At 64.3% G+C, this 13,433-nt stretch carries 13 protein-coding genes; 1 reads left to right on the top strand and 12 read right to left on the bottom strand.

The annotated features are described in order from the left end of the window. Positions 1–42 precede the first annotated feature (42 nt). From AC07UC_RS00600 to AC07UC_RS00580, 5 genes are all read right to left on the bottom strand, one after another. A complete protein-coding gene (locus AC07UC_RS00600) occupies positions 43–1,335 on the bottom strand; it encodes a cysteine desulfurase-like protein (RefSeq protein WP_494903414.1) in 1,293 nt (430 codons plus the stop codon). A 16-nt stretch (positions 1,336–1,351) separates the two neighbouring features. Then, positions 1,352–2,026, bottom strand: coding sequence for an amino acid ABC transporter permease (locus tag AC07UC_RS00595; RefSeq protein ID WP_056569735.1), 675 nt, complete (start codon positions 2,024–2,026; stop codon positions 1,352–1,354). Between the two features lie 163 nt (positions 2,027–2,189). Continuing rightward, positions 2,190–2,987, bottom strand: coding sequence for an ABC transporter substrate-binding protein (locus tag AC07UC_RS00590; RefSeq protein WP_202324738.1), 798 nt, complete (start codon positions 2,985–2,987; stop codon positions 2,190–2,192). A 90-nt stretch (positions 2,988–3,077) separates the two neighbouring features. Then, complete coding sequence (locus AC07UC_RS00585) at positions 3,078–4,268, bottom strand: pyridoxal phosphate-dependent aminotransferase (protein WP_494908869.1); 1,191 nt, start codon at positions 4,266–4,268, stop codon at positions 3,078–3,080. Between the two features lie 196 nt (positions 4,269–4,464). Then, a complete protein-coding gene (locus AC07UC_RS00580) occupies positions 4,465–5,226 on the bottom strand; it encodes an HpcH/HpaI aldolase family protein (protein ID WP_494903411.1) in 762 nt (253 codons plus the stop codon). Positions 5,227–5,349: 123 nt separating this feature from the next. Here AC07UC_RS00580 and AC07UC_RS00575 point away from each other — a divergent pair, with 123 nt between their 5' ends. Next, on the top strand, positions 5,350–6,441 hold the full coding sequence (locus AC07UC_RS00575; protein WP_140769796.1) for an LLM class flavin-dependent oxidoreductase: 1,092 nt from the start codon (positions 5,350–5,352) through the stop codon (positions 6,439–6,441). 10 nt (positions 6,442–6,451) lie between these two features. Here AC07UC_RS00575 and AC07UC_RS00570 read toward each other — a convergent pair whose 3' ends face one another. The 7 genes from AC07UC_RS00570 to AC07UC_RS00540 all read right to left on the bottom strand — a co-directional run bounded on the left by AC07UC_RS00570 (position 6,452) and on the right by AC07UC_RS00540 (position 13,375). Then, positions 6,452–6,847 carry a RidA family protein gene (locus tag AC07UC_RS00570; protein WP_494903409.1) on the bottom strand — a complete coding sequence of 132 codons (396 nt, stop codon included), beginning with the start codon at positions 6,845–6,847 and terminating at the stop codon, positions 6,452–6,454. Between the two features lie 60 nt (positions 6,848–6,907). Then, positions 6,908–8,056: an acyl-CoA dehydrogenase family protein gene (locus tag AC07UC_RS00565; protein ID WP_494903407.1), complete on the bottom strand. Its 1,149-nt coding sequence runs from the start codon at positions 8,054–8,056 to the stop codon at positions 6,908–6,910. 237 nt (positions 8,057–8,293) lie between these two features. Continuing rightward, entirely contained in the window at positions 8,294–9,106 is an 813-nt protein-coding gene (locus AC07UC_RS00560; RefSeq protein WP_202324733.1) for an enoyl-CoA hydratase family protein, read from the bottom strand. Beyond that, positions 9,103–9,573, bottom strand: a complete 471-nt coding sequence (locus tag AC07UC_RS00555) for a MarR family winged helix-turn-helix transcriptional regulator (protein WP_494903405.1) — start codon at positions 9,571–9,573, stop codon at positions 9,103–9,105. Before AC07UC_RS00555 ends, AC07UC_RS00560 begins: the two co-directional genes overlap by 4 nt. Beyond that, positions 9,567–10,340 (bottom strand): SDR family NAD(P)-dependent oxidoreductase, encoded by a 774-nt coding sequence (locus tag AC07UC_RS00550; RefSeq protein WP_494903403.1) that lies wholly within the window; start codon positions 10,338–10,340, stop codon positions 9,567–9,569. Before AC07UC_RS00550 ends, AC07UC_RS00555 begins: the two co-directional genes overlap by 7 nt. Then, positions 10,337–12,631, bottom strand: a complete 2,295-nt coding sequence (locus AC07UC_RS00545; protein ID WP_494903401.1) for a bifunctional salicylyl-CoA 5-hydroxylase/oxidoreductase — start codon at positions 12,629–12,631, stop codon at positions 10,337–10,339. The genes AC07UC_RS00550 and AC07UC_RS00545 overlap by 4 nt, the downstream gene beginning before the upstream one ends. A gap of 144 nt (positions 12,632–12,775) precedes the next feature. After that, positions 12,776–13,375, bottom strand: a complete 600-nt coding sequence (locus AC07UC_RS00540) for a VOC family protein (protein ID WP_494903400.1) — start codon at positions 13,373–13,375, stop codon at positions 12,776–12,778. Positions 13,376–13,433: the final 58 nt, after the last annotated feature.

The following is a 13,433-nucleotide window of genomic DNA, read 5'->3' as shown; positions in this document are numbered from 1 at the left end:
CATGATGGTGCTCTCGCTGACGCCGAATGCAGCCGACGCCTTTCACGACAGCTTGGCAACGATCGCCCGCAGCGCCTCGCCGAAGCGGTGCACCTCCTCAACGGTGTTGTAATGCACCAGCGAGGCGCGGATGGCGCCGCTGTCCATCGACAAATTGAGGCGCTTCATCAGGCGTGGCGCGTACATGTGTCCGTCGCGGATGCCGATCTGCATCTCGGCCATCTCCTCGACGATCCTTTGCGGCGACAGCTTGCCGATGTTGAAGCAGAAGGTCGGCACGCGCTCGTTGATGCGGGCCTCGTCCGCGACGCCGTAGATAGTCGCGCCGCAGCCCTTGAGCACACCAAGCATCTCGCGCGCCAGAACCAGCTCGTAGTCACGGATGGCGGTCATGCCGGCAACGATGTTTTCGCGCCGCGAGCGATTGTTGGAGGGCGCGAGATTGCGGCCGATCAGTTCCAGATACTGCACGGCCGCGTCCATGCCCGACACATTCTCATAGATAAACGTACCGGCCTCGACCTTGTAGGGTGGTTCGTCCGGAATGAAATCCTCGCGGAAGGTCGGCAGCCGCTTCAGCGTGTCGAAGCGGCCCCAGAGGAAGCCCATATGCGGCGAGAAGTTCTTGTAGCCGGAGCAGACGAGGTAGTCGCAATCCCAGGCCTGCACGTCGATCAGCCCATGAGGTCCGTAATGCACGCAGTCGAGGAATACTTCGGCACCGGCTGCATGCGCGATCCTGGCAACGGAAGCCACGTCGACGATCGAGCCGATCGAATGCGCCGTTACCGTGCAGGCGACGAGGCGGGTGCGGTCGGAAACCAGCGGGCGCAGATCGTCGACATGCAGATTGCCGTCCTCGCGCATGCGCCACCACTTGAATTTCGCCCCGGCCGATTCCAGCGCCAGCCAGGTGGCGATGTTGGCGTCATGGTCCATGTCGGTGACGACGATCTCGTCGCGTTCTCCAAGCATCTGGCCAATGCCGAGGCTGACCAGGCGGATGAACGAGGTGGCGTTCATGCCGAAGCAGATTTCCGCCGGGCTGTAGGCGTTGATCAGCAGCGCCACGCTTGTGCGGGCATCGGCGACCGACTGGTCGACGGTGACGCTGCGGCCATAGCGGCCGCCGCGCTGCACATTGTGCGAGACAAGGTGATTGGTGACCGCGTCGAGCACGCTCTGCGGAATCTGCGCGCCGGCGGCGTTGTCCAGGAAGATGAAATCGCCCGCCCGCTGCAGGGCGGGAAACATGGCCCGGATGGTGGCGACGGGGAAGCCGCCGGCGGCGGTGGCCTGGGAATTGCTCAAGGGATGTCTCCTGCGAAGTGCCATGGCGAACGGTCTATGGTCAGCGCGTCTTTTCGGTCTTGAAGCGGGCTTCAAGCAGGCTGACGAGGCGCACCATCGGCCAGAGGAAGATGAGATAGACGAGTGCCGCGCCGATCAGCGGCGAGGGGTTGGCGTAGAGCGACTGCGCGTTGGTCGCCTCCTTCAAGAGTTCCGGCAGCGCCACGGTTGAGGCGAGCGAGGTGTCCTTGAACATCGAGACGCAGTTGCTGGTCATCGGCGGGATGACCACGCGCACCGCCTGCGGCAGCACCACCTTGCGCAAGGTCAGAAGGAACGGCAGGCCGAGCGCCTGCGAAGCTTCGAACTGGCCGCGCGGAATGCTCTCTATGCCGGATCGGAAGACTTCCGCCGAATAGGCCGACATGATGATGGCGAACGCCGTCACCGCGGACGCCCAGGACGACAGGCGTATGCCGAGGAAGGGCAGCGCGTAGTAGATCAGGATCAGCACCACCAGCACCGGCAAGGCGCGGAAAATGTCGGTATAGCCGACCGCCAGCCACCGCAGCGGCTTCGGCGCATAGAGCCGCAGCAGGCTGATCACAAGGCCGATCGGGATGCCGATGCCGATGCTGAGCAGGCCGAGCAGCAGCGTGTTCAGGAATCCGCGCAGCAGCGCAGGCAGGCTCGACGCGATGACGTCGGCGTTGAAGAAGGTGTCGATCAGCGACATGGGAGCGTTCCCGAACCGTTTTGCGTCCCGCGACGCTGGAGCAGGGCCCAGAAACACCGAAAGCGGTTTTGCCGCGCGGACCTGTGGCTCCGGGGAAGGATCATCAATGAAAACGAGGCGTGCCGGCCTTTTGAGCCGTCACGCCCCTGTTCTCGGTCGCCGCTCAGGCCTTCGGCATCGGCATTTCCTTGACGGTCGACGAGTCGGCCGGCGCGTCGCTGCCGAACCACTTCTTGTGGATCGCGGCCAGCGTGCCGTCCTTCTTCATCGCCGTCAGCGCGTCGTTGAGCTTGCCGAGCAGCGGGTGGTCCTTGGTCATCATCAGTCCGTATTGTTCGCCGGTCTTGATGCGCTGCTTCACCTTCAGGTCCTTCATCTTGGTGAAGGAGTATTCCATGCCCGGAATGTCGCTGACTGCGGCGTCGACGCGACCTGCGCTGAGGTCGAGCAAAAGGTTCTGCTGCGTGTCATAGCCCTTCACGTCGCTGAAGCCGTCGGCTTCCTGATGCGCCTTGACCCAGGTCTCGCCGGTCGAGCCGGACAGCACGCCGACGATCTTGCCCTTGAGGTCGGCCTCGGTGTTGACAGCGCTATCGGTCTTGGTGGCGATGCCCATGTCGGAATCATAGTAGGGCTGGGTGAAGGACTGCGACTTCAGCCGCTCCGGGGTGATGGTTATCGAGGAGATGGCGACATCGATACGCTTCGAGGTGGTGGCCGCGAACAGCGCCTGGAAGCCGAGGTCGGCGATGTCGGTGGTCATGCCGATGCGCTTGGCCGCTTCGTTGACGATATCGACTTCAAAGCCCTCGAAAGTGCCGCTCTCGTTCTTGTATTCGAAGGGCGGATTGGTCGGGTAGGCGCCGACATTGAGCACATCGGCGGCATAGGCGGTGGCGGGACCGGCGGCGATGCCGATGGCGGCAGCGAGCAGGATGAGATTGCGACGGGTGAGCTTCATTGGTCGTCCCTCTGGGGTGTTCCCTCTGGTTGTTGATCGGGCGGGGCTGGCCCCGCACGGTTTCTTGCCGTCCCGCCTCCCAGCGGGGCGTCAATTCATGGCTGCGACCATGCGGTCGAGCGCGGTCGCTATCTGGTCGCGGTCACGGCAGACGCACATGCGCAGGAAGGCCGTTGCCGAGCTTCCGAAGAGATGGCCGGGCGCCAGCCCGACGCGCGCCGTCTCCAGGATCTTGGCGCAGGCGCGACTGGCATCGCTTTCGCCTTCCATGGCAAAGAAGGCATACATGCCGCCACGCGGTTTCGTCGGCAAAATGACGCCCGGAATCTGTGCCAGCCTGATATAGGCGAGGTCGAGGCCGGTCCTGATCCGCTGCCTGATCTCTTCGACCAGTGGCTCGCCCTGGCGAATTGCGGCAACGGCGCCAGCTTGGATCGGAGCGGCAGTGCCGCTGTTGACGTATTGGGTCATGGCGCCGAGCTGGTCGGCCACTCCCGATGGATGCGTCAGCCAGCCGATGCGCCAGCCGGTCATGGCCCAGGCCTTGGAGAAGCTGTTGACCGACAGCACCCGGTCGCCGTCCTCGGCGATCTGCAGGATCGAGGGCGCGACGTCGCCGTCGAGATAGAGCCGGCCATAGACCTCGTCGGAAATGATCCAGATGCCGGTGCGCCGGCTGAAATCGAGCAGGGCCTTCATCTCCTCGACCGAGGCGGTCCAGCCGGTCGGGTTGGATGGCGTCGACAGGAAGATGGCGCGGGTGCGGGCGTCGCAGCTGGCGAACAGCCTGTCGAGGTCGAGATGCCAGTCACCCTCGAAGTCGAGCGAAAATGGTCGCGGTTCGCCGCCGATCAGGTGGATGGCGTTGTGGATGTTGGGCCATTGCGGCGCGACATAGACGACGTTTGTGCCGGTATCGAGCAGCAGTTCCAATGCAAGGTATAGCGCCTGCATGCCGCCCGGCGTGACGGTGGTCCGTGCGATCGGGATCGGCCGGCGGTGGATGCGCGTCTGGTACTCCGACAGCGCTTCATTCAGAGCCCCAAGCCCGCGCATGTTGGGCACGTGGAAAGTCTGACCCTCGTCGAAGGCCGCTTTGGCCGCGTCGCGGATGAAGGCGGGCGTCACCATGTCGCCTTCGCCGTACCAGAGCGCGATGACGTCGCCCAATTCACGCGCGCGCACGGCAAGGTTGGCAATGTTTTCGGTATGGAGATCACGGATCTGCGCGCGTACGCCATCGAAAGCATAGCGCGCGCTGGACGATGACTGGGGCAGCATGAACGACAAGGACTGAACCCCTCCCACCCGAAGCACTGCGATGAACTGGCCGGCAACCCCTCCGGCATCGCGGTCACCATCGATCCTTGGATGCTATCCAAAGTGCGGCACTTTTCAAGGCGAAAGTTTTAAGCTTAAAAAGTTTGGGTGGCCTGTTGCCTTGCCGATACGCCTTTTTTTCCCTGATGCGCTCGTTTCATGCCAATTCGTCGCGCGCCGCGGCGAAGTTGGCCGCCGCGCCGGCGCCCAGAAACATCGTGTCGCTGGCCAGCACGAAGAAACTCGCACCGATGGCTGCCCAACGGCCGATCGTCTGTGGGCTGGCGCAAAATATGCCTGATGTCTTTCCGTGTGCGATCGTGGCAGCAATGATCGTCCGGATCGCCGCATTGAGCTTGTCGGCGCCTTGCGGTCCGATCGCATCGATCGACACCGAAAGGTCGCCGGGGCCGACGAAGATCACGTCGACGCCGTCGACCGCCGCGATCGCGTCGATGTTGGCGAGCCCCTCCGCTGTCTCGACCTGGACCGCGACGACGGTTCTGTCGTTGGCGCCGGCAAGATATTCGGGGATGCGATAGCCATAGCCGGCGGCGCGGCCGGGTCCGACGCCGCGGCCGCCCAACGGCGGATAGCGCGAGGCTTTCACTGTTGCTTCGGCCTGGACGGCGGTCGAGACGCGCGGCACCAGCACGCCCTGCGCGCCGCTGTCCAGCGCCGCCTGGATGGCCTCCGGCGCATGGCCGGGAACGCGCACCATCGCCGGCACGCGATGCACGTCGGCGGCTCGCACCATGGTCTCGATCATGTCGCGCGAAATCTGGGCGTGCTCCCAGTCGATGCAGAGGAAGTCGAGGCCGGATAGCGCCATCACTTCGACCGCAACGGGATGGGGAATGGCGGCAAAGGAACCGACGAGGCTCGTCTTGCCGATGCATTTCTGACGGAACTCGCTCATGTCCACCCTCTTTTTCGACCTGCCCAAATCCATATCCGCAAACGACCGCGAGGCGAAGCTATTTCAGGCTTGAAATATTCTGGCGCGGGCCTAGCGTGTGGCCTCCCGCCGCGAGTTTTCAAGATGATCAAAGCGCATCCCCTGCACGGCCCGAACAAACTGAAGCTCGGCGTCTTCTCGACCAATGCCGATGGCGGGCTTGCCATCACCGATGTGCCGGAACGCTGGACGGCGAGCTGGCAGGACAATCTGACGGCGGCGCAAATCGCCGACCGCGCCGGGCTGGAGTTTCTGCTGCCGATCGCGCGCTGGCGCGGTTTTGGCGGCCGCAACAAGGTGCGCGAATGGTCGTTCGAGACCTTCACCTGGGCGGCGGCCCTCAGCATGGCGACCGAACAGATCGGCCTGTTCATGACCGTGCATGTGCCGCTGGTGCATCCGCTCTATGCCGCCAAGGCGCTGGCGACCGTCGACCATGTCAGCCAGGGCCGCGCCGGCCTCAACATCGTCTGCGGCTGGAACCCGAAGGAATTCGGCATGTTCGGCACGCCGCTCGTCGAAAAGGGCTACGACCAGGCGGCCGAATGGATCGAAATCCTCGAAAAGCTATATGCTTCTACCGAGCCTCTCGACTATGAAGGCACCTACTATCGTCTCAAGGAAGCGGTCAGCCGGCCGGCCAGCTTGCAGACCCCGCGTCCGGTGACCATGAACGCCGCATTCGGCGGTCCGGGCCGCGATTTCGCCGCCGCCCGGTGCGACTATCTGTTCACGACCTTTTCCGAAATGAGCGATGCCGGCAAACACGTCGCCGACATCCGCGAACGGGCCGACAAGGTCGGCCGCGATGTCGGTGTCTATACGGTGGCGCACGTCGTCTGCCGCCCGACGATGGAAGAGGCGCAGGCCTATTATAACAGATACGCGGTCGATCTGGCCGACCATGACGCGGTCGATGCCCACATGGCCGGCAAGAAGGAATTCTCGCAGTCGCACGACCCGCACGCCTATGACCGTTACCGCCAGCGCTTCGCCGGTGGCGCCGGCACCTATCCCCTGATCGGAACCCCGGAAACGATCGCCGCCGACATGGCCGCAATTGCCGGGCACGGCTATCAGGGCATCGCCCTTTCCTTCGTCAACTACACGCAGGAGCTGCCCTATTTCTGCGATCACGTGCTGCCGCTGCTGAGGCAGGCAGGCCTTCGCGGGTAAGGACGACAGATTAATCCGGTATGACCGCTGTCGCCTGGATCTCCACCTTGGCGCGGTCCTCGACCAGTGCCACCACCTGCATGGCGGCCATTGCCGGAAAATGCCGGCCGATCACCTCGCGATAGGCTTCGCCGATGCCCCTGAGATTGGCCAGATATTCGGCCTTGTCGGTGAAATACCAGGTCATCGAGGTGATGTGCTGAGGCGTGGCGGCTGCCTCCGCCAGCACCGCCACGATGTTCTCCAGTGTCTGTTTCACCTGGCCGACAAAGTCGTCGGTCTCGAACTGGCATTGGCCGTTCCAGCCGACCTGTCCGCCGACGAAGATGAGACGCCCACGCGCCGCGACGCCATTGGCGTAGCCGACCGGTTTGGTCCAGCCTTCAGGCTGCAGAACCTCGTGCATTTCAAGCCTCCCCGTATTCCAAAAACCAAGTGTCAAAAACGACTGCCGTCAATGTCGCTGTCAGCCCGCGCTCATCACTTGCCTGGCGATCACCACCTTCTGCACGTCGGATGCGCCCTCATAGATGCGCAGGGCGCGGATCTCGCGATACAGGCTCTCGACGATATGGCCTTTGCGGACGCCGTCGCCGCCATGCAACTGCACCGCTTTGTCGATCACCTCTTGCGCCTTGTCCGTCGCGAACAACTTGGCCATCGCCGCCTCGCGCGTGACCCGCGCCGCGCCCATGTCCTTGGTCCAGGCGGCGCGGTAGACCAGAAGTGCTGCCGCGTCGACGTCGAGCGCCATGTCGGCGATGTGACCCTGCACCATCTGCAATTCGGCCATAGGCGCGCCGAACAGTTTGCGCTCGGCCACCCTTTTGATGCTTTCATCGAGTGCCCGGCGGGCAAAGCCGAGCGCCGCCGCGCCAACCGTCGAGCGGAACACGTCGAGCACCGACATGGCGATGCGGAAGCCGTCGCCGGGCTTGCCGATCAGTGCGGCGGCGGGCAGGCGGACCTTGTCGAAGGAAAGCCGCGCCAGCGGATGCGGCGCGATCACTTCGAGGCGTTCGGCGATGCCAAGGCCCTTGGCGTCGCCTGGCACCAGGAAGGCCGACAGCCCCTTGGCGCCCGGCGCCTTGCCGGTGCGGGCAAAGACGACATAGAGATCGGCGATGCCACCATTGGAGATCCAGGTCTTCTCACCTGTCAGAATGTAGCTGTCGCCATCGCGGGTCGCCGTCATCTCGGTGTTGGCGACATCCGATCCTGAACGCGGCTCCGACAGGGCAAAGGCCGAGATCGCCTTGCCCGCGCGCGTCCTTGCCAGCCATTGCTGCTGGTTCGGTGTGCCGAACAGGCTGAGCGCGCCGGTGCCCAGCCCCTGCATGGCGAAGGCGAAATCGGCGAGCCCGTCATGGCGCGCCAGCGTCTCGCGCGTGATGCACAAGGTGCGCACGTCGAGCGGCCCCGGATTGTCGGTATCAACCGCCGTCGGCTTCAGCCAGCCGTCGCGGCCAAGCTTCGCCACCAGCTCGCGGCAGGCGGCGTCGACGTCATGGTGATCGACCGGCAGGTTCTTGGCGCACCATGCCTCCAGGCCTTCGGCCAGTTCGCGGTGGCGGTTCTCGAAGAAGGGCCAGTTGAGGAAGGAACGGTCAGGCATTTTGGCCTCCGCAGTATTTGGAGCGTCGCGCCCTACGGCGCCCCCCTCTGTCCTGCCGGACATCTCCCCCACGAGGAGGGAGATTGGCTGCGTCGGCGTCGGCGCCCTTCCTGCAACGTTGGCGATTTGCGAAAGCGTGCGCGACAGCCGATCTCCCCCCAAGTGGGGGAGATGTCCGGCAGGACAGAGGGGGGCGCTGTCCCGTCGGCATGTCCTTCTTGAGCGAAGAAAACATCCTCAATTGCCCTCGAACACCGGCTTTTCCTTGGCGACGAATGCCTTGTAGGCGCGTTCGAAATCGCGCGTCTGCATGCAGATCGCTTGCGCCTGGGCTTCCGCCTCGATGGCCTGGTCGAGGCCCATCGACCATTCCTGGTTGAGTTGCGTCTTGGTGATGCCGTGCGCGAAGGTCGGGCCGGAGACGATGCGCGCCGCCATGTCGAGCGCGTCGGCTTCGAGCGCTGCCGCATCGACCAGCCGGTTGTAGAATCCCCAGCGCTCGCCCTCCGCTGCCGTCATGGTGCGGCCGGTGTAGAGCAGTTCGGCGGCGCGGCCCTGGCCGATGATGCGCGGCAGGATCGCGCAGGCGCCCATGTCGCAGCCGGCCAGCCCAACGCGGGTGAACAGGAACGCTGTCTTGGCTTCCGGCGTGGCGATGCGGATGTCGGAACTCATGGCGATGATGGCGCCGGCGCCGACCGCGACACCGTCGACCGCGGCGATGATCGGCTTGCCGCAATTCAGCATCGCCTTGACGAAATCGCCGGTCATGCGGGTGAAGGCCAGAAGCTGCTTCATGTCCATCCTGACCAGCGGGCCGATAATATCGTGGACATCGCCGCCGGAGCAGAAATTGCCGCCATTGGAAAGGAACACCACGGCGTCGACATCGTCGGCATAGACAAGGTCGCGGAACGTGTCGCGCAGTTCCGCATAGCTGTCGAAGGTCAGCGGGTTCTTGCGCTCCGGCCGGTCGAGCCGGACCTTGGCGATCCTGCCCTCGACCTCCCAGAGGAAATGCTTCGGCTTCAGCCCGGCCATCCCGGTCATTCGCGTCCCTCCCAGTTGCTGCGGAACGAGGTCAGCATGCCGGTCAGCCGGCGCGCATCTTCCTCGCTGACCTTGCCCAGCAATTCGCCGATCCAGCCCTCATGCGCCGCGGCGATGGTGGCGAAGGATTTGGTGCCTTCCTCCGTCAGCCGCACCATGGAGGTGCGGCGGTCGCCATTGCGGCGGGCGCGGGCGACCAGCCCTTCCGAAACCAGCCGGTCGACAATGCCGGTGACATTGCCGTTGGAGACCAGCAGGAAGCGCGACAGGTCGCTCATCAGCATGCCTTCGGGGGCGCGGTAGAGTGCTGCCATCACATCAAAGCGCGGCAGGGTCGTATCGAATTCTTTCTTCAGGCGCTCCCGCAGTTCGGCCTCGATCGTGCGCGAGGCACGCAGCAGCCTGATCCACAGGCGCAGCCTGTCCTTTCCGGGTCCCGACGGTGTGGGCAGGGGGCCGGCTACCATGTCTCGCCTCCTGAGATCGAAATTGCCTGTCCGGTGATCGACGCCGCCGCGTCGCCGCACAGCCACAGCACGGCGGCGGCGATTTCTTGCGGCTGGATGAAGCGGCCTCGCGGGTTGGTCGAGGCTAAGCTTGCCCGCGCCTCACCGGCCGAGCGGCCGGTCTTTTCGATGATGCGCTGGATGGACTCCTCCAGCATGTCGGTCTCGACGAAGCCCGGGCACACGGCGTTGATGGTGACGCCGGATTTCGCCGTCTCGGCCGCAAGCGCCCGCATCAGGCCGACGACGCCATGCTTGGCCGCGACGTAAGGCGCGACATAGGCATAGCCCTTCAGCCCGGCCGTGGAGGCGATGAACACGATCCGCCCCGATTTGCGCGCGGCCATGCCGGCCAGCGCCGGTTTCACCGTCAGGAAGGCGCCGGTCAGATTGACGTCGAGCGTCCGCTGCCAGTCGGCGAGCGTGGTCTTGTGCGCCGGCATGCTCCCGGCCATGCCGGCATTGGCGACGACGATGTCGAAGGCCCCGCGTGCGGCTTGTGCCGTCTCGTAGAGCGAGGCCATGGATGCCTCGCTGGTGACATCGGCGGCGATGCCGAAAATGCCTTCGCTTTCGCCGGCAACTTTTGCGAGTTCTGCTTCGCGGCGGCCGCAGATGGTCACATTGATGCCAGCGCCAGCCAGTGCCAGCGCGATGGCCCGGCCGACACCGGAGCCGCCGCCGGTGACCAGCGCGTGCTTGCCGGAGATCGCTGTTGCGGCCGTCATACTTTCAGCCCCGCGGCCGCATCGCGCTCCGCCAGCCGGTAGAGCTGGTCGCGCCCGGGCAGGTAGGGATCGGGCCATTTGACGCCGCGGTCACCAAGCGTCACCGCCGCATGCAGCGTCCAGTAGGGGTCGGCAAGATGCGGCCGTGCCAGTGCCACCAGGTCGGCGCGGCCAGCCATCAGGATCGAATTGACATGGTCCGGCTCGTAGATGTTGCCGACCGCCATCGTCGCCATGCCGACCTCGTTGCGGATGCGGTCGGAAAACGGCGTCTGGAACATGCGGCCATAGACCGGCTTTGCCAGCGCCGACGTCTGGCCGGCCGAGACGTCGCATATGTCGACGCCCGCTTCATGCAGCAGCCGCGCGATCTCGACCGCGTCGGCCGGTGTCACGCCTTCGATGCCGACCCAGTCATTGGCCGAGATGCGCATCGAGATCGGCTTCTGTGCCGGCCACGCGGCGCGCACCGCGTGGAAGATTTCAAGGGGATAGCGCATGCGGTTCTCAAGCGAACCGCCATAGGCGTCCGTGCGCCGGTTGGTGACCGGCGTGATGAAGGACGACAGGAGATAGCCGTGCGCGGCGTGGATCTCCAGCATGTCGAAGCCGCAGCGATCAGCCATCTCGGCCGAAGCCACGAACTGGTCGCGCACCAGATCCATGTCGGCGCGGTCCATCGCCTTCGGCACCTGGTTTTCGGGCGACCATGCGACGGCCGATGCGGCCATGATCGGCCAGTTGCCCGAGGCCAGCGGCACGTCGGTGCCTTCCCAACCCAGCCGGGTCGAACCCTTGGCGCCGGAATGGCCGATCTGTGCGCAGATCTTGGCCTCGGTCTCGGTATGGACGAAGTCGACAAGCCGCTTCCACGCCACCTCGTGCTCAGGCGCGTAGAAGCCGGGGCAGCCAGGTGTGATGCGCCCTTGCGGGCTGACGCAGGTCATCTCGATATAGACGAGGCCGGCGCCGCCCTTGGCGCGCTCGGCATAGTGGGTGAAATGCCAGTCGGTCGGGCAGCCGTCGACGGCCTTGTACTGCGCCATCGGCGAGACGACGACGCGGTTTTTGAGCTTGAGGTCGCGCAGCTTGAACGGCGCGAACATCGGCGCTCGGCGCAGTCTGTTGCCGCCCGCACCCGCCTGGCGCTGGAACCACTCTTCCGCACCACCCAGCCATTCGGCATCGCGCAGCCGCAGATTCTCGTGGCTGATGCGCTGCGAGCGTGTCAGCAGCGAATAATTGAACTGCACCGGGTCGAGGCCGAGATAGCGCTCGACCTCCTCAAACCATTCAAGCGAGTTGCGCGCCGCCGATTGCAGCTTCAGCACCTCGGTGCGGCGGGCATCCTCATATTTGCGGAACGCTGCATCGAGATCCGGCTCGGTCTCGACATAGTCGGCCAGCGCCACTGCACTTTCCAAAGCGAGCTTGGTGCCGGAGCCGATCGAGAAATGCGCCGATGCCGCCGCATCGCCCATCAGTGCCAGGTTCTTATACGACCAGCGCTCGCACAGCACGCGCGGGAAATTGATCCAGGCCGAACCCCTGATATGGTTGGCATTGGTCATAAGCGCATGGCCGCCGAGATGCTTGGCGAAGATGCGTTCGCACACCGCGATCGATTCCTGCTGCGTCATCGCGCCGAAGCCGAAGGCAGCCCAGGTCTGTTCGCTGCACTCGACGATGAAGGTCGCGGTGTCGCTGTCGAACTGGTAGGCGTGCGCCCACACCCAGCCATGCTCGGTCTTCTCGAAGATGAAGGTAAAGGCGTCGTCGAATTTCTGGTTGGTGCCGAGCCAGACGAACTTGCATTTACGGGTATCGATGTCGGGCTTGAAGATGTCGACGAAGGTGTTGCGCGCCCTGGAATTCAGCCCGTCGGCGGCGACGACCAGATCGTGCGTCTCCATGTAAGGCTTAGGGTCGGCGATATCAGTCTCGAACATCAGCTTGACGCCGAGCTCGCGGGCGCGGCGCTGCAGCAGGATCAACAGTCGCTTGCGGCCGATGCCGCAGAAGCCGTGGCCTGACGAGACCGTGCGCACGCCGTCATGGATGACGGCGATGTCGTCCCAATAGGCAAAATGCTTCTTGATCCAGACGGCGCTGACGGGGTCGTTCTTCGCGAGATTCTCGAGTGTTTCGGCCGACAGCACCACGCCCCAGCCGAACGTGTCGTCGGCGCGGTTGCGCTCAAACACCGTCACGTCGTGGGCTGCGTCCCGCAGCTTCATCGAAATGGCAAAGTAGAGGCCGGCTGGTCCGCCGCCGAGAACCGCGACCTTCATGTGTGCGATCTCCTCTTCGCTTGCTGTGTCTTCAAGTATCGCGCCGGTGGCGAGATATTTCAAGCTTAAAGTTTTATATCGAAATCATTGTGCTGGTATTGAGCAGCGCGCTTGCGTGTCGAACCGCAAGCGCGCGCCGGGTGGTCACTTGTCCGGGCTCTTCGGGCTCCACAGCACTGTCTCGGCACCCTTCTCATAGGCCATGCCGTCGGGATAGCTGATCGCTTCCAGTTGCAGCCCCCAGGGCGCCTGGAAATAGAGAATGGTCTGGCCGGCGGCGGGTCCTTCCTTGACCGGCAAGGGGCCCATGCGCGTCTTGACGCCCTTGCCGTCGAGATAGGCTTTCGCCGCGGCGACATCATCGACATAGAAGGCGATGTGAAAACCGCCAATGTCGCTGTTCTTCGGCGTCAGGTTCTTCTGGTCGGGCGCGGTGTATTTGAACAGCTCGATGTTCGATCCATAGCCGCAACGAACCATGGTGACCTGTTCGATGACAGCCTTGGGATCGACGCCCAGAAGATCCTGCATGAAGGTGCCCTTGTCGTCGGCGAACGGGCCGAAGGACATCGCCTTCTTGCAGCCGACCACTTCGGTGAAGAAGTCGACCGCCTGCTTCATGTCGGGAACGGTAATGCCGGTGTGATCGTGGCCACGCATGCCGGGGATCGAATCCGCCGAGGCCGTGCCGGCGCTGCCAAGGATAGCGGCGGCGAGCGTCGCGTTTCGAAGTATCGTCTTCATGTCAGTCCTCTCCATTGGCGGGACCTGGTTGTTTGCCGGTCGCACGTCCGAGGCCCGC

The sequence above is a fragment of the Mesorhizobium sp. GW821-FHT04C10 genome (genome assembly GCF_059420305.1).
Note: the sequence above shows the minus strand (reverse complement) of the source record. Positions and strands in the feature narration are given on the sequence as shown.